A 19,215-nucleotide genomic window follows, 5' to 3' on the forward strand; every position below is an offset into this window, starting at 1 on the left:
CGCTCGGTTACGCCGCCTGGCCGAGCCCGGCCAGGCGGCGGTGCGGTGGAACGCGAACGGCTCGTCCACCGCCCGCGCGCGGGCCCCGCGGATGACCGAAGGCCGCACGAGGACCGCACCGGTGAAGAAGACTTCCGGGCGACCGGTCGGCATGCTCGGTGCCGGAGCACCGCGCCGTCCGACAGGAGCCGCCCGTGACGGAGGACCGGGCCGTGCGGTCGGGGCAGCGGTGGGTGCTGGCGCTGGCCTCCGTCGGCTCCTTCATGGTGGTGCTCGACCTGCTGGTCGTCACCACCGCGCTCACCGCGATCCGGCGTGACCTGGGCGCGTCCATGGCGGACCTGGAGTGGACCGTCAACGCCTACACGCTGAGCTTCGCCGTCCTGCTGATGACCGGCGCGGCGCTCGGCGACCGGTTCGGCCGCCGGCGGCTGTTCGCGGGCGGGCTCGGGTTGTTCTCGCTGGCCTCGGTCGCCTGCGCGCTCGCGCCGTCCGCCGGGGCGCTGATCGCCGCGCGCACCGTCCAAGGCGTCGGCGCGGCCGTCGTCATGCCGCTCGCGCTCGGCCTGCTCAACGCGACCTTCCCGCCGCGGCGCCGGGGGTGGGCGCTCGGCGTCTACGGCGGCGTCACGGGCCTGGCCGCGCTGCTCGGCCCGCTCATCGGCGGCGTGCTCACCCGCAGCCTGGACTGGGAGTGGATCTTCTGGCTCAACGTGCCGCTCGGCCTCGTGGCCATCCCCCTGGTGCTGACCCGCGTGCCGGAGAGCTTCGGCGCGCGCGTCGCGCTCGACCTGCCCGGCCTGCTGCTGTTCAGCGTCGCCGCGGTGGGCCTGGTCTGGGGCCTGGTTCGGGCACAGGCCGCGGGCTGGGGCAGCGTCGAGGTGGTCGGCGCGATGGTGGTCGGCGTGGTCGTCGCCGGGCTCTTCGTACGGTGGCAGACCCGTGCGGCCACACCGATGCTGCCCGTGCGCCTCTTCCGGTCGCGCGCGTTCGCCGCGGGCAACGTCGTCATCTTCCTCCTCAACGGCTCGCTGACCGGCGCGATCTTCCTGCTCGCCCAGCACCTCCAAGTCGGGCTCGGCCACGACCCGCTGGAGGCGGGGTTGCGCCTGCTCCCGTGGGGCCTCGGTCCGTTCCTGGTGGCGCCGCGCGCCGGCGCTCTCGCCGACCGGCTCGGCGAACGCCCGCTCGTCCTGGCCGGGCTGATCGCGCAGTCGCTCGGCTTGGCGTGGCTGGCGCTCGTGTCGACCGGCGGTTCGCCGTACCTGTCCCTGGTCGGCCCCATGACGCTGATCGGCACCGGCTACGCCCTGGCCGTCCCGGCGGTGACCAAGGCGGTCGTCGGCGCCGGCGCGTCCGGTGACGTCGGCAAGGCGTCCGGCGCGTTCAGCACCATGAGGCAACTGGGCGCGGCGTTCGGCGTCGCCATCCTGGCCGCCGTCTTCAGCGCCTCGGGCACCTACGCCTCGGCGGCGTCGTTCACCGACGGCTTCCGGGCGGCCATCGCCGTCGCCGCGGGCCTGACCCTGCTGGGCGTCGTCTTCGGCGTCATGCTCCCGAAGCCCGCCCGCAAGCACGCCGACGCGGCGACCACCGGCGGCTAGACCCCGTTCGACGGCGCTGGTCATGAACCGTTTCAGTCGCTGCCGACCACGCTAGCCAGGCCGTGAAAACGCGTCAAGACACGGCTGCCCGAGTCCGCCTCGCGACTACGACCCGGAAGAGCGCACGGCCTGCTGATACGTTTCAGACCGTTGCGCGCACCCCGGTCGCGTGTGTACGGTCCCCATCCAGGCCGCTACGCAGAGTCGCGGCCGTACGTGAGATCGTCGCCGCCGCACGTGGTCGACCGGTTCGGTCGCCGCGTGTCCTTTCCACGCCATAACAACGGAGTTATCGCACATGTGGAGGTAGCGTGCGCGCAAAGACCATCGGTCGCGGACTGGCCGCGGTCGTGCTCGTGGCGACGTCGGTGTCGACGTCGGCCGCGGTGTCCGCCCCGGCCGCGACATCGGCGCCGGGCGCGGGGATCGGGCAGGGAGAACGGCTGAACCGGGGTGTCGTCAGCGTCCACACCGGAACCGGCAACTACGTCAACTGGCGGGTGTTGGCGAGCGACGCGCCGGGCACCGCCTTCAACCTCTACCGCGACGGGGTGAAGGTGAACGCGGCCCCGATCTCGGGGTCGTCCAACCACGTCGACCGGGGCGCCCCGGCGGACGCCGACTACGTCGTCCGACCGGTCGTCGACGGTGTCGAACAGGTCTCCGCGGCCGCCGCCGGGGAGTCGCTGCGGTTCACCGCGACGTCCGGCGACGTCGGCATCGCGGCGAGCACGCGTGACGTGCCGCTGCAGATCCCGGCGGGCGGCCGGACGCCGTCGGGCGAGAACTACACCTACACCGCGAACGACGCGAGCGTCGGCGACCTCGACGGCGACGGCCAGTACGAGATCGTGCTGAAGTGGGAGCCGACCAACGCCAAGGACAACTCGCAGTCCGGCTACACGGGCAACGTCCTCATCGACGCCTACCGGCTCGACGGCGCCCGGCTGTGGCGGATCGACCTGGGCCGCAACATCCGCGCCGGCGCGCACTACACGCAGTTCCAGGTGTTCGACTACGACGGGGACGGCCGGGCCGAGGTCGTCATGAAGACCGCCGACGGCACCCGTTCGGGCACCGGCCAGGTGATCGGCAACGCGAGCGCGGACCACCGCAACTCGTCGGGCTACATCCTGGCCGGGCCGGAGTTCCTGTCGGTGTTCCGCGGCAGCGACGGCGCGGTGCTCGCCAGCGCGGACTACGTGCCGCCGCGCGGGAACGTGGCCAGTTGGGGCGATTCCTACGGCAACCGGGTCGACCGGTTCCTCGCGGGCACGGCGTACGTGGACGGCTCGCGGCCGAGCATCATCATGGCCCGCGGCTACTACACCCGGTCCGTGATCTCCGCGTGGGACTGGCGCAACGGGCAGCTGACCCGGCGGTGGACGTTCGACAGCAACAGCTCCACCAACGGCTCGGCGTGGGCGGGCCAGGGCAACCACAACCTGTCGGTCGCCGACGTCGACGCGGACGGCCGTGACGAGATCATCTACGGCGCGATGACCGTGGACGACAACGGCGCGGGCCTCTACACCACGCGGCTCGGGCACGGCGACGCGCTGCACGTGAGCGACTTCGTGCCGAGCCGGGCGGGGCTGGAGGTGTTCGACATCCACGAGGGCGGCGGCACCGGGCTCGACCTGCACGACGCGCGCACCGGCGCGATCATCTTCTCGAAGCCGAACAACACCGGCGCCGAGGGTCCCGGTCGCGGTGTGGCCGCGGACATCTACGCGGGCAACGCCGGCGCGGAGTTCTGGGCGACCGGCGGCGGCGCGCCGTCGAACCTGCTCAACGCCTCGGGCAACAGCGTCGGCCGGATCCCGTCGTCGGCGAACTTCGTGATCTGGTGGGACGGCGACGCGCAGCGCGAGCTGCTCGACGGCACCCACATCGACAAGTACGGCACGGGCGGTGACACGCGGCTGCTGACCGGGTCGGGCGTGTCGTCCAACAACGGCACCAAGTCCACGCCCGCGCTGTCGGCCGACATCCTCGGCGACTGGCGCGAGGAGGTCGTCTGGCGCACGTCGGACAACACGAAGCTGCGCATCTACTCGACCACGGACCCGACGAGCATCTCGCGGCCGTCGCTGATGCAGGACCGGCAGTACCGGGTCGCGGTCGCCTGGCAGAACACCGCCTACAACCAGCCGCCGCACCCGAGCTTCCGGATCGGCTGAGGCGTCACGGTTCCCGGGCCCGGCGGTCGTTCGGCCACCGCCTGGCCCGGGAGTCGGCGTGCGGCCGGGACCACCGCACTGGTAGAACGTCGCCATGAGCCACCGGTTCGTCGCCCGCGCGGTCGGCGTGGAGATCGACCCCGACGGGTACTTCATCGAGGCCGGTGTCGCGGAGGGTCCGGACGGCAGCGGCTTCGTCCTCCTGTTCATGTGCGACGGTGGTGAGCCCGACGACCAGGACGTGTCGCTCGGGCTCGACACCCACTGCCTGGTCACGGCCGACCAGGGCACCGCGTACGGCTGCGTGCGGGAGGCGGTGCTGACCGACGACGTGCTCCGGGTGTCGCTCGACCCCTCGGCGCTCGACGCGCTGGGCCTGGAGGACGCCGAGATCGAGGCGGTCCTCGACGCGCCGGCCGAGGACATCGCCCGGTTCCGCGAGGTGCTCGCCCGGGTCCTGGCCTACGGCCGCGAGGACGCACGGCCGGCGCGCGTCGAGGTCTGACGACCGGGGCTCCCGCACCGGCTCGCGGCGGCACGGCCACCGGGCACGGGACCGATATTCGATTGCGCCGCCCGCGCGGGTCCGGTGAGGATCGGTCGATGACCGAGGACGGCGAGGCACTGCCCGAGCGGGCGTTCGGCTGGTCGGACATGTGGGCCGAACCCGGGGCCGACCCGCGCGAGGCCGGTGGGCCGTACGCCGGCGAGCGCCAGACCCTCGTGCGGTACCTGCGCGACCGGCGGTTGACGTTGGAGCTCAAGTGCGCCGGGCTGGGCGCGGAGGGCTTGGCGCGGCGTTCGGTGCCGCCGTCGGACATGTCGTTGCTCGGGCTCGTGCGGCACCTGGCGGAGGTCGAGCAGTACTGGTTCCGGCGGGTGATGGCCGGTGAGGACGTCACGCCGCACTACACGTCCGCGACCGTCGCGTTCGGGGAGGCCACGGCCGATCCCGAGGTGGTCGCCGACGCGTGGGCCACCTGGCGGGCCGAGGTCGCCTTCGCCGAGCGGTTCGTGGCCGAAGCCCCGGACCTGGACGTCGTGGGCGACAACGACGGCACCCCGATCCCGTTGCGCGAGGTCCTGATCCACCTGATCGAGGAGTACGCCCGGCACAACGGCCACGCCGACCTCCTCCGCGAGCGGATCGACGGCCGGGTCGGTCAGTAGGGACTCAGCGGGCCGTGGCGACGTAGCGGTGTCCGGCGCGTGCGGTGAAGGTGATGGTGTCGCCGTCCGCGCGTGACGGCACCTCGCGGCCGGTGCCGGCGTCCACCAGCCGGTAGCCGTCGCCGAACAGGGCGCCGCGCGCCGTGACGGGCCCGTCCCGGCCGGTGGTCAGCGCGATCTCCCGGGCCAGGCCGTCGGACCAGCGCACGTCGACCGTGACGTCACCGCGGGCCCGCAGGCCCGTGCAGGAGCCGTCGCGCCACTCCCCCGGCAGGGCCGGCAGCACGTGCACCACGCCGTCCTGGCTCTGCAGCAGCATTTCCGCGATCCCGGCCGTGGCGCCGAGGTTGCCGTCGATCTGGAACGGCGGGTGGGTGTCCCAGAGGTTCGCCGTGGTGCTGCCGATCAGCTGCTCGGCCAGCATCGCGTGCGCGTGGTCGCCGTCGAGGAGCCGCGCCCAGAAGTTGATCTTCCAGGCCTTGCTCCACCCGGTGCCGCCGTCGCCGCGCGCGGTCAACGAGGTCCGTGCGGCGGCGGCGAGTTCCGGGGTCGTGAGAGGGCTGATCCCGTTGCCGGGGAACAGCGCGAACAGGTGCGACACGTGCCGGTGGGTGTCGGCGGGGTCGTCCCAGTCCTGCTTCCACTCCTGCAACTGGCCCCAGGAGCCGATCCGCGTGCCGGGGTCGAGCCGGTCGAGCGCCTTGCGCACCTCGGCCCCGAACGCGGTGTCGCCCACGTCGTCGGCGGTGGCGGCGACGTGGGCGAACAGCTGCCGGACGATCTGCTGCGACATCGCCGCGCCCGCGGAGAAGTCGCCGCGCTCGGGCGAGAAGCTGGGCGTGACGACGAGCGTGCCGTCGCGCGGGTCCACCTCCAGCCCGTCGAGCCAGAACTGGGCGAGCCCCTTCAGCACCGGGTACGCCCGTTCACGCAGGAACCGGCGGTCACCGGTGAACAGGTAGTGCTCGTAGTAGTGCTGCGCCAGCCACGCGCCCGCTTCGGGGAACCAGAACGCGGTCGCCCAGTCGTGCACGCCCGTGAAGCCGAATGGGTTGGTCTCGTTGTTGACGACCCAGCCGCGGTTGCCGTGCACCTGCCGGGCCGTGACGGCGCCCGGTTCGCGCAGCCCGTCCACGAAGTCGAACAGCGGCCCGGTGGTCTCGGCGAGGTTCGTGGTCTCGGCGGGCCAGTAGTTCATCTGCAGGTTGATGTTCACGTGGTAGTCGGCGCTCCACGGCGGCGTCACCGAGTTGTTCCACACGCCCTGCAGGTTCGCGGGCAGGGAGCCGGGCCGTGACGAGGAGATCAGCAGGTAGCGGCCGTACTGGAAGTAGAGGGCTTCCAGCGCGCGCCGGGCCGGGGCGGGCGCGGTGGGGTAACCGCGCAGGAGTTCGTCGGTCGGGACGTCGACCGGCTGCTGCCCGAGGTCGAGGCGCACGCGGTCGAACAGCGCGCGGTAGTCGCGCAGGTGGGCGTCGAGGAGCCGGCGCCAGCCCTTCGCCGAGGCGGCGTCGACGGTCCGCCGGACGCGGTCGTGCGGGTCCGGGCCCCGGTAGGTCGGGTAGTCCTCGGCGTAGTCGGTGCCCGCGGCGAACACCAGCACCGCGCTGTCGGCGCCGGCCACGGTGAGCGAGCCGTCGGCGTTGTCGGTGCGGGTTCCCCCACGGTGGAGCAGCTGGAGCTGCGACTCGAAGCGCAGGCCGTTGTCGTGCAGGGCGCCGGTGAAGGTGGCCCGGCCGCCGTTCGCCGTCATCCGCTTCGAGCGGTTGTCCGGCGCGGTGATCGAGGCGGTGAACCCGATCCGGCCGGGCCGGTCGGCCGAGAGCCGGGCGACGATCACGCAGTCGGCCGCGGAGGCGAAGTACTCCCGGGTGTACCGCACGCCGTCCGCCTCGTACGACACCGAGGCGACCGCGCGGGACAGGTCGAGGGCACGCCGGTAGTCGGCGACCTCGGCGGGCGGGTCGGTGAGCGCCAGGGCGAGCTCGCCGAACGGCTGGTACGCGCCGAAGCCGCGCCGCCTCAGGCCCAACGCCGCCGCGACGGTGTCCGGCGAGACCCGGTGGTCGCGCTCGATCAGCTCCCGGACGCCGCCGAGCGCGTCCGGTCGCGGGCTGGTCCAGTTGCCGAAGTCGTAGCCCTCCGCGGAGCCGGGGCCGCCGGTCCACAACGTCTTCTCGTTGAGCTGGACCCGCTCCGTCGCCACGGTGCCGAACACACCGCCGCCGAGCGCGCCGCTGCCGATGGGCAACGACTCGCGCTCCCAGTCGGCGGCGGGCTCGTCGTACCAGAGCGTGAGCGCCCGCTGGTCCACCCCGGCCACCGCCTCATCCTTATCGGGGTCGGCGACGCCGAAGGCCAGACCCGCGACGACGACCGCTGCCACACTGCTGCGTGCCCGTTTCCTGCGTCCTCCACGACCGCCGTCGGCACCCGTGGGCGGCGGTCGCGGTGTGGTGGCGACGATAACAAGACATCCGAGCTGTCGGAAACCCTCCAGCCAGACAAGTCTCGACATACCGTAGTGGATGCGGAACATTACTACGCGCGGTGACGACCAGCCGAGTCGCCAACGGCGAGACATCGGAGGGCTCTCCGTCCGGCTATGACCAGCCATGCCGCGGACGGCCGCACCGAACGTGCCCCTAACCGGTGGATTGACCCGGCGGCCCGGGGGAAGCCCAGGGGGAGGCCGAGTCGGAGGAGCCGGGCCGTGGACGGTGAGATCGGGCTGCGCGTGGACGGGCGGCGCAGGCGGTTGCGCGTGGACACCAGGACGACGTTGCTGGACGCGTTGCGCGACGGCCTCGGGGCGACCGCGCCCAAGAAGGGCTGCGACCACGGCCAGTGCGGCGCGTGCACCGTGCTGCTGGACGGCCGCCGCGTGATCACCTGCCTGACGCTCGCGGTCGCGCACGACGGGGCGGAGGTCACCACGGCCGAAGGGCTCGCGGACGGCGAGCGGCTGCACCCGGTGCAGGAGGCGTTCGTCGAGCGGGACGCGCTGCAGTGCGGCTTCTGCACGCCGGGGCAGGTGTGCTCGGCGATCGGGGTGCTGGCCGAGGTGGCGGCCGGCCACCCGAGCGCGGTCACCGAGGACCTGACCGGGCCGGTGGAGCTGACCGACGACGAGATCCGCGAGCGGATGAGCGGGAACCTCTGCCGGTGCGGCGCGTACGTGAACATCGTGGACGCGGTGCGGGACGGTGCGCGGTGAGGCCGTTCGACTACCGACGCGCGCCCGACCCGGAGGGCGCCGTCGCCGCCGCGACCGGGTGGGCCGAGGTCGCGTTCCTGGCCGGCGGGACCAACCTCGTCGACCACCTGAAGCTCGGCCTCGCCGCGCCCGACGTCCTGGTCGACATCAGCGGGCTGCCGCTGGACGCGGTGGACGAGCTGCCCGACGGCGGCCTGCGGATCGGCGCGACCGTGCGCAACGCCGACCTGGCCGCGCACCCGGTGGTCCGGCGGGACTACCCGCTGCTGGCGCGGGCGCTGCTGTCGGGCGCGTCCGGGCAGATCCGGAACCTGGCCACGACCGGCGGGAACCTGCTCCAGCGGACCCGGTGCGTGTACTTCCGGGACCCGACCACGCCGTGCAACAAGCGCGAGCCGGGCACGGGGTGCTCGGCGATCGGCGGCTACACGCGGCACCACGCCATCCTGGGGGCGTCCGCGCACTGCGTGGCCACGCACCCGTCGGACCTGGCGGTGGCGATGGCGGCGCTCGACGCGCAGGTGGCCCTGCTCGGCACGGCGGGACGGCGGGTGGTCCCGCTGGTCGAGCTGCACCGGCTGCCCGGCGACGAGCCGCACCGCGACACCGTGCTGGCGCCGTCGGACCTGATCACGTCGGTCGACCTGCCGCCGTTGCCGCCGGGCGCGCGGACGCTGTACCGGAAGGTGCGCGACCGGGCGTCGTTCGCGTTCGCGCTGGTGTCCGTCGCGGCCGTGCTGCGGGTCGAGGACGGCGTGGTGCGCGACGTGCGGATCGGGCTCGGGGGTGTGGCGCACAAGCCGTGGCGGGCCCGGCGGGCGGAGGACGTGCTGCTCGGCTCGCCGGCCGACGAGGAGGTGTTCCGGCGGGCGGTCGACGCGGAGCTCGCGGGCGCGGCGCCGTTGCCGGGCAACGGTTTCAAGGTGCCGCTGACCCGCAACCTGGTGGTGTCCGCGCTGCGCGAGCTGAGCCGGGAGGAACGGTGACGGGCCTGCTGCGCACCCGCGCGCTCGGCCGGTCGCCACGTCGGGTGGACGGGCCGGCCAAGGTGACCGGCACCGCGCGGTACGCGGGCGACCAGCACGTGGTGGACCCCGCGTACGCGCACCTGGTGCAGGCCGAGGTCGCCCGCGGTGTGCTGACCGGGGTGGACGTCGCCGCGGCACGGGCCGTGGACGGTGTGCTGGCCGTGCTGACGCCGGACGGCGCACCGCGCTTGGCGTCCACGGACGACGCCGAGCTGGCCGCGTTCCAGTCGCACGAGGTGGCGTTCCGCGGTCAGGTCGTCGCGGCGGTGATCGCGCGGACCCGGGAGATCGCGCGGGAGGCGGCGGCGCTCGTCCGCGTCCGGATCGACGAGCAGCGGCACGACGTGCGGCTGAGCGCCGACCGCGACGACCTGTACGCGCCGGAGCGGGTGAACACCGGCGCGGCGACCGACACCGCGTCGGGCGACGTCGCGACGGCCCTCGCCCACTCGCCGTTCACGCTGGACCAGACCTACACCACGGCCCAGTACCACAACAACCCGATGGAGCCGCACACCACCACGGCCCTGTGGCTGGACGGCGACCTGGTCCTGTACGAGTCCACGCAGGGCGTGCACACCACGCGTGCGGCGATGGCGGAGGTCTTCGGGCTCGAACCCGGGCGGGTGCACGTGATCGCGCCGCACGTCGGCGGCGGCTTCGGGTCCAAGGGCACGCCGCACGTCCACACGGTCGTCGCCGCGATGGCCGCGCGGGAGCTGCCCGGCACGCCGGTCAAGCTAGCGCTCACCCGCCCCCAGCTGTTCTCCCTCGCCGGCTACCGGACGCCCACCATCCAGCGGGTCCGGCTGGGTTGCGACGCGGACGGGCGGCTGGCCGCGATCGCGGTCGACGCCGTCTCCCAGACCTCCCGGATCAAGGAGTTCGTCGAGCAGACCGCCGTGCCCAGCCGGATGATGTACGCCGCGCCGAACCGCGCCACCACCCACCGGGTGGCCGCGTTGGACGTCCCGGTGCCGTCGTGGATGCGCGCGCCCGGCGAGTGCCCCGGCATGTTCGGGCCCGAGGTGGCGGTGGACGAGCTGGCGAACGCCTGCGGCGTCGACCCGGTGGAGTTCCGCGTCCGCAACGAGCCGGCGGTGGAACCGGAGTCGGGCAAGCCGTTCTCCAGCCGCAACCTGGTCGCCTGCCTGCGCGAGGGCGCCCGGCGGTTCGGCTGGGAGCACCGCGACCCGACGCCGCGCGCCCGTGCGGAGTCGGGGTGGTTGATCGGCACGGGGGTCGCGGCCTCGACCTACCCGGTGAACCGGACGCCGGGCTCGGCCGCCACGATCCGCTGCACGGGCCCGCGGCGCTACCTGGTCCGGATCGGCGCGGCCGACCTCGGCACCGGCACGTGGACGTCCCTGGCGCAGATCGCGGCCGACGCGCTGGGCGTCGACTTCGCCGACGTGGACCTGCGGATCGGCGAGACGGCGTCGCCCAAGGCGTCGGTGGCCGGCGGCTCCTCCGGCATCACGTCCTGGGGCTCGACCGTGGTCGCGGCGGCCGAGGCGTTCCGCGCGGAGTTCGGCGACGACCCGGCCGAAGGCGCCGAGGCGGGCGCGGAGATGCCCGAGGACGACGCCGGCGACACGTACGCGATGCACGCGTTCGGCGCGCAGTTCGCCGAGGTGCGGGTGCACGTCGACACCGGCGAGGTCCGGGTGCCCAGGCTGCTCGGCGTGTTCGCGGTGGGCCGGGTGGTCAACCCGCGGCTGGCCCGGTCGCAGCTCGTCGGCGGCATGACCATGGGCCTGTCCATGGCGCTGCACGAGCGCGGCGTGCCGGACCCGCGGTTCGGGCACGTGGTCAACCACGACCTCGCCGAGTACCACATCGCCACCAACGCCGACGTGCCGCACGTGGAGGCCCACTGGGTCGAGGAGCACGACCCGCGCACCAACCCCATGGGCGCCAAGGGCGTCGGCGAGATCGGCATCGTCGGCACCGCCGCCGCCATCGCGAACGCGGCGCACCACGCGACCGGCGTCCGCGTCCGCGACCTGCCGTTGACGCTCGACCACTTCCTCTGACGTCCGAACGGTGACGAGTTGGTCCGTTCGGGTCTCGCCCGCCACGCCGCGTAGTGCCTACGGTGCGAATTTCCCTTCGCTCGGAAGGCTCATCGGATGGCAGCCAAGCACGTCGTCGGCACGATCATGAAGTACCGGCACCGGAAGTCCGTCATCCTGGACAACGGCCTGACCCTGGACGGTGCCGACGCGGTGAGGATCGCCCGCATCGACCGGACCAGGCCCAAGCCGGCGGACCGCGCCCGCGCCGTCGAGGTGGAGACCTCGATCGGCGTCTACTGGGTCCGGCTCGACCAGGTGAGCGTCGTCAAGGCCGCGGACGTGGTCCACACCTGGACCTTCACCGGGAAGCTCACCCGCGCGCAGCTGGACCTCGTGCGCAAGGAACTGGACAAGGTCTCCCGGTAAGGGCTCACGGCAGCAGCACGTCCAGGAACGGGTTGCTGAACACCCGGTGCGGGTCGTGCGCGTCGAGGGTGGCCAGGGCCGCGTCCCAGCTCGGGTCGGGGCCCTGCCGGTAGCTGTCCGGCACGGTGGAGGTGAGCACCGTGCGGTCGGCCCACGCCGCCTCGTCCGTGTAGGCCCAGCCCTTGGACCACTCGGCGCGGGTCGTCGCGTACGCGCCCGTGTAGTTGGTGAAGAAGAACTGCTCCAGCTCGCGGTAGAACGCCGCCGCGCCGGGCGCGGTCGGGAACGTCAGCACGTCGAACCACACCGCGACGTCCCACTCGGGGTGGTCCGCTCGCGGCCGCACGGCGGACAGCGCGGGCTTGCGCGCCCCGGGCACGCCCACGTGCGCCGGGTCGTCCAGGCCGCCGACGCGGATCTCCACCTGACCGGTGACCGGGAACAGCCCCCGTGCCTTGTAGGACAGCAGGAGGGCTTCGTAGAACGCGGCGAAGTCGCTGACCACGCGCTGGACCTCGGCCCGGCTGGTCAGCACCGCGTAGCCGTTCGCGGTCTCGCGCAGGGTGGTCGGCTTGACGTAGAGCAGCAGGTTCTTCGACGCGCCCCACAGGTCAGAGGTGAGCGTGGCGGTCAGCCCGGTGGCCGCGGTCGTGTACTGCAACCGGCCGAACGTCGGGGTGAGCGCCCACGCGCCGGTGATGAGCAGGTCGGCGAGGTCGGAGACCGGCTTGGGCACGTTGTCGGAGAACACGTAGTTGTACGGCGCGACGACGTGGCGCGAGGTCGGCGGCTTGGTCGGCGCGACGCTCCACGTCTTGAGCCACGGGTGGTCGGTGAAGACGAACCAGATCGCCTCGACCCGGCCCGCCTGGTCGAGGAAGCTCGCGAACGTGCGGGTCGCGCCGCTGCCCGGCGGCGCGAACAGCTCGCCGGTGGGGATGTCGACCCGGCTGACGCAGCGCAGGTTCTGGTTCGCGCCCACGCGGAGCGTGACCTCGGTCAGGAACGCGCGGCCCACGTGGGTCAGCAGCGCGGCGCACTCGGGCTCGTCGCGCTGGAACGTGCGCAACCGGTACTCGCCGCCGTCCCAGACGACCGCCGTCAACGACATGATCATGTTGCTCAGCGAGCCGTAGGTGTGGCCGGGCGGCCGGGTCTCGCCGACGGCCGGGACGGACGTGCCGTGGCCGTTGATCGCGAGCACGCCGCCGACGGTCAGGTCGCCCGGCGCGGGCGTGTTGGTCACGCCGAGGCCCGCGTCCTCCAGGAACGCCAGCAGGTCGTCCATCGACGCGCCGGTCTGCACGCGCACCGCGTCCGGCAGCGCGGTCATGGCCTTGAGGTGCCGGGTGGTGTCGACCAGCACGACGCGGTCCGCGCCGGTGGTGTCCGCGGTGACGGTGAGCGGCGCCCAGCCGTGCCGGAAACCCCGTGGCCGCAAGGTGAAACCCTGGCCGTGCGCCCAGTTCGCGAGCAGCGCCACCTCGGCCGGGGTGCGCGGCGCGCACGTCCACAGGTCGTCGGTGCGGATCTCGCCGGCCCAGTTCTGGTACGCCTGCCGGTACAGGTCGATCCCCGCCGGGAAGGCGGGCGGCGGGTCGCCCGCGACCTCGCCCGGTGACAGGGCGGCGACCGGCAACCACGCGACGGCCGAGGCCCCGAGGAAGCGGCGGCGGGAGAAGGCATCGCCGAAGTGGCTCATGGACCGACCATAAGTGCGCTGGTGACGGCCTGCGCGTCGCGGAAGGGAGGTTGGGCCGAACAGCGCAGCGTGATCGTCTCGGTCGGGGTGGACCACCGCTCGGTAGAGCAACAAAGCGGTCGCCGGGCGCGGGCGGGTGGCGTTACGTTCCGGCGGTGGCGGAGATCCAGGGCACGTGCGACGACCGGTTCGGCGGGGTGCGCGACGCCTTCGCGGCGTCACTGGACGAGGTCGACGTCGGCGCGTCGGTCGCGGTGTACGTGGACGGCGAGCCGGTGGTCGATCTCTGGGGCGGTCACGTCGACGTGGCGCGCACCAAGCCGTGGGAGCGCGACACGATCGTCAACGTCTGGTCCACCACCAAGACGATGGTGGCGCTGTGCGCGTTGATGCTCGCCGACCGGGGCGTGATCGACCTGGACGCGCCGGTCGCCGAGTACTGGCCGGAGTTCGCCGCGGCGGGCAAGGGCGGCGTGCGGGTGCGGCACGTGCTCGGCTACACCGCCGGTCTGCCGACGTGGACCGAGCCGATCACCGTGCCCGACCTGTTCGACTGGGAGGACGCGACGGCACGGCTGGCCGCGCAGCCCGCCCGGTGGGAACCGGGCGCGGTCGGCTGCTACCACCCGTTGACGCAGGGGTTCCTGATCGGCGAGGTGGTCCGCCGCGTCACCGGCCGCACCCTCGGCGCGTTCTTCGCCGAGGAGGTGGCCGGGCCGCTCGGCGCCGACTTCCACATCGGCCTGCCCGCCGAGCACGACCACCGCGTCGCCCCCGTGATCCCGCCGCCGGGCAAGTCCGACATCGCGGCGCCGGGCCTGGACGGCGAGGAGCCCAACCCGGCCATCGTGGCGCAGGACGCCAACACCGCCGCGTGGCGCCGGGCCGAGGTCCCGTCCGCGGGCGGGCACGGCAACGCGAGGTCGGTCGGCCTCGTGCAGTCGGTGCTGGCGTGCGGCGGCTCGGTCGGCGGCGTGCGGCTGCTGTCGGAGGCCGGGTGCCGCCGGGTGCTGGAGGAGCAGTTCCGGGGCGTGGACCACTACCTGGACGTGCCGATCCGGTACGGCCTCGGCTACCGGGTCGAGGGTCGGACGTGCTCCTGGGGCGGGTGGGGCGGTTCGGTCGTGGTGGTCGACCTGGACACCCGGCTGACCGTGGCGTACGCGATGAACCAGATGCTGGAGGAGGGCACGCTGGGCGACAACCGCGGCCTCGGCCTCGTGCTGGCCGCCTACAACGGGCTCGCTACCTCAGCCTGACCGGCAGCGCGAGGTGCCCGTTGGAGATGAACGAGTGGACGGGTTCCAGCTCGTCGGCGGGCACGGCGAGCGCGAGGTCCGGGAAGCGGTCGAACAACGCCGGCAACGACACCTCGGCCTCGATGCGGGCCAGCGGCGCGCCCAGGCAGTGGTGGACGCCGTGGCCGAACGACAGGTGCGTCTTGTCCGCACGCGTGAGGTCGAACCGCCCGGCGCTGTCGCCGTGGACCGCCGGGTCGCGCCCGGCGGCGGCGTAGGCCGCGAGGATCGCCTCGCCCCGCCGGATCGTCACGCCGGCCAGCTCGATGTCCTCGACGGCGTAGCGCAGCGGCAGGTTCGCCACCGGCGCCTGCCACCGCAGCGTCTCCTCGATCACGTCGCCCCAGGAGCGTTCGCCGGAGCGGACGAGGTGGAGCTGGTCGGGGTGCGTGAGCAGCGCGGTGATGGCCTGGTCCAGGAGGTTGACGGTGGTCTCGTGACCGGCGGCGATCATCAGGATGAGGGTGTCGACCAGTTCGGCCTCGGTCAGCCCGGCGTCGCCCTCGTCCCGGGCGGCGATCAGGCCGCTGGTCAGGTCGTCGCCCGGCGCCGCCCGCTTGGCCGCGACCACGTCGTCGAGGATCTCGTAGAGCCGGACCTGGTTGGCCATCGCCTCCTCGGGCGTCGTCGTGGTGGCGAACAGGCTGTCCACGATCCGGCGCAGCTCCGGGCGGGCGTCGTCGGGCACGCCCATCAGCCGGCAGATGACCTCGATCGGCAGCGGGTAGGCGAACTCGGCGCGTGCGTCGACCACGTCCGGTCCGGCGGCGAGCCGCTCGATCAGGTCGGCCGAGATCTCCTCGACCCGCGGGCGCAGCGCCTCGGTCCGCCGGGCGGTGAACCCCTTGGAGATCAACAGGCGCAGCCTGCGGTGCTCGGCGCCGTAGGCGGTGAACATGTTGTGCGACGTGACCCAGAGGTACAGCGGCCAGTCCGGCGATATGCCCGCCAGGGCGGGCCAGTGCCGGCGGGCGTCCTTGGAAACGCGCGGATCGGCGAGCAGGCCGCGCAGCAGGCCGAGGTCGCCGACCGACCACGCCTCCACCCCACCGGGCAGCGCGACCCGGGTCGCCGGTCCGCAGGCGCGCAACTCCGCCGCCTCGCGCTGGAGGTCGCGGCCGGCCGGGTCGAGCACGTAGGTTTCCATGCACTCATCGCTACCGCATGATCACTATCCGTACAAGGCGCTGTGCGGGTTGTGCAGCGGACATGTCCCGCCGGGCAACGGGGTTCACGCGTTCGGCCCCCGTGCCCCTAGGTTCGGCGCATGGCACTGGTGTGGCTCCCCCTGGACGACCGGACGGTCGACGGGGTCCTGGCGTTGGCGGGCTCGTCGTGGGCGCGGGCGGGGTTGGACGACGCGTGGGTGGCGGCGGGGTGGCCGCTACCCGAGGGGCGGTCGTTGGCGGAGGAGGTCTACGGCGCGGCCGAGTACCGCTTCGACGTCGACGACCACCGCTGGGTCAGCGTGGCGATGCGGTTCGACCCGGACGAGGTGATCGGCTTCTTCCACGCGTTCGCCACCTACCTCGACGAGCACGACCCCGAAGACCAGGACGTGCGCGACCTCGTGTCCGCCGGCGTCGCGCCGTGGTCGGCCGACGCGCTCGCGACGCGGGCCGAGTTCGACGCGCGGCACGCCGAGGCCGTGGCGCGGTTGACCGACCGCCTCGGCGAGCCGCACGTCGTCGGCACGCACGACGACGAGTGGCACCACGCGGTCTGGCGGGTGGGCGACTGCCTGGTGGTGCTCGCGCAGGGCGAGAACTTCGACCTGTACGGCATGGCCGACGACGCGTGCCTGTGGCTGGTGCGGCACAACCCCGACCAGCCGGTGCCGACGGGCGACGCCCTGTACGCGTTCCTGTGCGGGGACTCGATGCCTGCCTGAGGTCGGAAACCGGTGATCGTCCCCGGCGGCGTGCCGTCGGCCCGCTGCGCCGGCTCCAGTGTCACCGAAGCGGCCGGCGTTCCCCCGGCCGGTCGGTCGCGGCGCGACTGTCCGACTTAAGGTGACGCCGTGAATGATGAATCTCCCGGGGAAGTGCAGTACCCAGGGCTGCGTGGTGACGTGATCGTCGCCTTGGAGCGGTTCGCCACGCTCACCCCGCAGACCGTCGAACAGCAGGGCGGCGCACTGACGGACGCGGTCCACTGGCTGGTCGACGACACGTTCTGGGACCTGCGCGATCCGTCGGAGGACATCGGCTACCGACTGCGCGACGGCGAGGAGGTGGCCGCGATCAAGGCGGTGCTCGAGCCGTTGCTCGCGGTCCTCGGCCAACTCGGGCCGGTGCGTCCCGATGTCGAGTACCTCGCCCACCGTCGTTGGTCCGACGTCATGGCCAACGCCGGCGCGGCCCACCGCCTGCTGGTCGCGAATGACGCCCAGTCCCGCTGAACAGCCTGGGGGAACTCCGCAGTGCGCGTCGGCCCGGCGCGGTCAGCGCTCCTCGCGCAGGCGCCACGCGGCCTGTGCGCCGAGGCTCGTGTCGACGTGCTCGCGCATCACGGCCGACGCGCCCTCGGCGTCACCGGCCACCACCAGGTCGGCCAGGGCGCGGTGCTCGTGGTCCGTCTTCGCCCGCGCCGCGTCACCGCGGTCGACCTCCAGCGCCATCCGCCGGTAGCGGTCGGACTTGTCCCACAGGCCGTCCAGCGTCTCGACCAGCAGCACGTTGTGCGACGCCCGGTACAGGGCCGAGTGGAAACGCCGGTGGGCCGCCAGGTCCTCCTGGTCGGGGTTGTCCGGCAGCGCGTGCAGCCCGTCCGCCGCCTCGCGGATCGCCGCGATGTCGGCGTCGGTCCGCCGTTCGGCCGCCAACGCGACGGCGAGCGGGTCGAGCGCGCGCCGCAGCTCCAGCAGGTCCCGGGCCTCCTCCGCCCGCAACGGCGTGACCCGGGCGTCGCGGTGCGCGTCCAGCTCGACCAGGCCTTCGCCCTTCAGGCGCTTGAGCGCCTCACGCAGCGGCGTCGTGCTGATCCCGATGGCCTTGGCCAACGTGAACTGGTTGATGCCCGATCCGGGCGCGAGCTCGCCGCTGAGGATCCACCGTCGCAGCCGGCCGTACGCGTACTCGCTCTTCGTCTCGTACGGCCCGGTCGGCTCCGCCATCGTCCACCACTTCCCGTCCTCGGGCCCGGTTATAGAGTATAACGTCCACGGCCCGCAGACCCCGGTCGAGCGGTCCGGTCACGGTGTGCGGGAGACCGGGCGGCGTTGTTCCGGCTTGGCCCCCAGCGCAAGGGCCAAGAGGGCGCCGGCGACCATGCACGCGCCCACCATCCACATGCCCGCACGTTGGCTGCCGGTGAAGTCACGCAGCCAGCCGGTGACGTAGGGCGCGGCGAACCCGCTGATGTTGCCGAGCGAGTTGATCAGCGCGATCCCACCCGCCGCGGCCGTGCCGGACAGGAAGCTCGACGGCAGCGCCCAGAACGTCGGCAGCGCGCAGCACACGCCGACCGCGCACACGGTGACCGCGACCATCGCGGCGTACGGGTTGCCGAGGTAGAGCGCGATGGGGATGGCGCACCCGCCGACCAGCATCGGCAGCACCACGTGCCACTTCCGCTCGTCCACGCGGTCGCCGTGACGCGCCCAGAACACCATCACGATCGCCGCGACCGCGTACGGGACGGCGGTCACCATTCCGGCTTGCAGCACGGTCAGCGTCGTGCCGAACTGCCGGCCGAACCCGGCGACGATGGTCGGCAGGAAGAACCCCAGCGCGTACAGGCCGTAGGCGATGGCGAAGTAGACGAACGCCAGCCCGAGGATCCGCGGGTGCAGCAACGCCTTGCGCAACGGCCAGTGGTGCTCGGCCTCCTTCGCGCGGCGCTCGGCGTCCAACTCCTCGGCGAGCCAGCGGCGCTCGTCCTCGGTGAGCCACGTGGCCCGCTCCGGCCGGTCGGTCAGGTAGAACCAGGTGACGAACGCGAGCAGGATCGCCGGCACGCCCTCGACCAGGAACATGAACCGCCAGCCGGACAGCCCGAACACGCCGTCGCCGTGCGTGATGAGCAGACCGGACACAGTGGACCCGATCGCCGAGGAGACGGGCACCGCCGCCATGAACAGCGCGACCGCCTTCGCGCGCTGCGCGGCCGGGAACCAGTACGTCAGGTAGAGGATGATCCCCGGGAAGAACCCGGCCTCCGCGACGCCGAGCAGGAACCGCAGCACCACCAGGGTGGCCGCGTTGGGCACGAAGGCCATCGCGGTGGCCACCACGCCCCAGCTGACCATGATCCGGGCCAGCCAGCGGCGCGCGCCGAACCGGTGCAGCGCGAGGTTGCTCGGCACCTCCAGCAGCAGGTAGCCGAGGAAGAAGATGCCGGAGGCGAACCCGAACGCGGTCGCGGTGAGCCCGAGCTCGTCGTTGAGCCCGTTCGGCGCGGCGAACCCGATGTTGACGCGGTCGAGGTAGTTGACGAAGTAGAGCAGTGCCAGGAACGGGAGGATCCGGACGGCGACCTTGGCCGGCACCCGGTCACCCACAGCGGTCGGCCGCTTCGACATGATCGGATCCAAGGCCGGCGCGGGGCCGTTCGTCAATCCGCCGACCG

The 19,215-nt window shown here is 73.1% G+C and carries 16 protein-coding genes; 11 read left to right on the forward strand and 5 right to left on the reverse strand.

Annotated features, from left to right (window positions below; translation table 11 throughout):
- Positions 1-194 precede the first annotated feature (194 nt).
- The 4 genes from ABTZ99_RS36290 (at position 195) to ABTZ99_RS36305 (ending at position 4,957) form a co-directional block, all read left to right on the forward strand.
- A complete protein-coding gene (locus ABTZ99_RS36290) occupies positions 195-1,604 on the forward strand; it encodes an MFS transporter (protein WP_499617753.1) in 1,410 nt (469 codons plus the stop codon).
- Between the two features lie 311 nt (positions 1,605-1,915).
- Entirely contained in the window at positions 1,916-3,787 is a 1,872-nt protein-coding gene (locus ABTZ99_RS36295; RefSeq protein WP_498778500.1) for a rhamnogalacturonan lyase, read from the forward strand.
- A gap of 94 nt (positions 3,788-3,881) precedes the next feature.
- Positions 3,882-4,292, forward strand: a complete 411-nt coding sequence (locus tag ABTZ99_RS36300; protein WP_498778501.1) for an Imm10 family immunity protein — start codon at positions 3,882-3,884, stop codon at positions 4,290-4,292.
- Positions 4,293-4,390: 98 nt separating this feature from the next.
- Positions 4,391-4,957 (forward strand): DinB family protein, encoded by a 567-nt coding sequence (locus ABTZ99_RS36305; protein ID WP_498778502.1) that lies wholly within the window; start codon positions 4,391-4,393, stop codon positions 4,955-4,957.
- 4 nt (positions 4,958-4,961) lie between these two features.
- Here ABTZ99_RS36305 and ABTZ99_RS36310 read toward each other — a convergent pair whose 3' ends face one another.
- Entirely contained in the window at positions 4,962-7,343 is a 2,382-nt protein-coding gene (locus ABTZ99_RS36310; RefSeq protein ID WP_499617754.1) for a glycoside hydrolase family 95 protein, read from the reverse strand.
- A 327-nt stretch (positions 7,344-7,670) separates the two neighbouring features.
- On the opposite strand from ABTZ99_RS36310, the gene ABTZ99_RS36315 reads away from it, so the two are divergent.
- From ABTZ99_RS36315 to ABTZ99_RS36330, 4 genes are all read left to right on the forward strand, one after another.
- Complete coding sequence (locus ABTZ99_RS36315) at positions 7,671-8,174, forward strand: 2Fe-2S iron-sulfur cluster-binding protein (RefSeq protein WP_499617755.1); 504 nt, start codon at positions 7,671-7,673, stop codon at positions 8,172-8,174.
- Entirely contained in the window at positions 8,171-9,160 is a 990-nt protein-coding gene (locus ABTZ99_RS36320) for an FAD binding domain-containing protein (protein ID WP_499617756.1), read from the forward strand. The genes ABTZ99_RS36315 and ABTZ99_RS36320 overlap by 4 nt, the downstream gene beginning before the upstream one ends.
- Positions 9,157-11,238 carry a xanthine dehydrogenase family protein molybdopterin-binding subunit gene (locus tag ABTZ99_RS36325; protein ID WP_499617757.1) on the forward strand — a complete coding sequence of 694 codons (2,082 nt, stop codon included), beginning with the start codon at positions 9,157-9,159 and terminating at the stop codon, positions 11,236-11,238. Before ABTZ99_RS36320 ends, ABTZ99_RS36325 begins: the two co-directional genes overlap by 4 nt.
- A gap of 96 nt (positions 11,239-11,334) precedes the next feature.
- Positions 11,335-11,646 carry a hypothetical protein gene (locus ABTZ99_RS36330; protein WP_499617758.1) on the forward strand — a complete coding sequence of 104 codons (312 nt, stop codon included), beginning with the start codon at positions 11,335-11,337 and terminating at the stop codon, positions 11,644-11,646.
- A 4-nt stretch (positions 11,647-11,650) separates the two neighbouring features.
- On the opposite strand, the gene ABTZ99_RS36335 is transcribed toward ABTZ99_RS36330, so the two are convergent.
- Positions 11,651-13,348, reverse strand: coding sequence for a cholesterol oxidase substrate-binding domain-containing protein (locus ABTZ99_RS36335; RefSeq protein ID WP_499617759.1), 1,698 nt, complete (start codon positions 13,346-13,348; stop codon positions 11,651-11,653).
- A 155-nt stretch (positions 13,349-13,503) separates the two neighbouring features.
- Between ABTZ99_RS36335 and ABTZ99_RS36340 the strand changes: the two genes are divergently transcribed.
- Entirely contained in the window at positions 13,504-14,607 is a 1,104-nt protein-coding gene (locus ABTZ99_RS36340) for a serine hydrolase domain-containing protein (RefSeq protein WP_498778509.1), read from the forward strand.
- Here the strand turns inward: ABTZ99_RS36340 and ABTZ99_RS36345 are convergent.
- The gene (locus ABTZ99_RS36345; protein WP_499617760.1) at positions 14,594-15,793 is read right to left on the reverse strand and encodes a cytochrome P450 family protein; all 1,200 of its coding nucleotides are present in this window, start codon (positions 15,791-15,793) and stop codon (positions 14,594-14,596) included. The two genes, ABTZ99_RS36340 and ABTZ99_RS36345, sit on opposite strands and share 14 nt — an antisense overlap.
- Before the next feature lie 120 nt (positions 15,794-15,913).
- Here ABTZ99_RS36345 and ABTZ99_RS36350 point away from each other — a divergent pair, with 120 nt between their 5' ends.
- Together ABTZ99_RS36350 and ABTZ99_RS36355 are read left to right on the forward strand one after the other, a co-directional pair.
- Positions 15,914-16,537 (forward strand): hypothetical protein, encoded by a 624-nt coding sequence (locus ABTZ99_RS36350; RefSeq protein ID WP_499617761.1) that lies wholly within the window; start codon positions 15,914-15,916, stop codon positions 16,535-16,537.
- Between the two features lie 129 nt (positions 16,538-16,666).
- A complete protein-coding gene (locus ABTZ99_RS36355) occupies positions 16,667-17,047 on the forward strand; it encodes an SCO4402 family protein (protein ID WP_499617762.1) in 381 nt (126 codons plus the stop codon).
- Positions 17,048-17,089: 42 nt separating this feature from the next.
- Here the strand turns inward: ABTZ99_RS36355 and ABTZ99_RS36360 are convergent, their stop codons facing one another.
- Complete coding sequence (locus tag ABTZ99_RS36360; RefSeq protein ID WP_498778514.1) at positions 17,090-17,761, reverse strand: GntR family transcriptional regulator; 672 nt, start codon at positions 17,759-17,761, stop codon at positions 17,090-17,092.
- 78 nt (positions 17,762-17,839) lie between these two features.
- On the reverse strand, positions 17,840-19,168 hold the full coding sequence (locus ABTZ99_RS36365; protein WP_499617763.1) for an MFS transporter: 1,329 nt from the start codon (positions 19,166-19,168) through the stop codon (positions 17,840-17,842).
- Positions 19,169-19,215 lie beyond the last annotated feature (47 nt).

This window comes from Actinosynnema sp. NPDC002837 (assembly GCF_040295345.1).
Classification (GTDB): domain Bacteria; phylum Actinomycetota; class Actinomycetes; order Mycobacteriales; family Pseudonocardiaceae; genus Actinosynnema.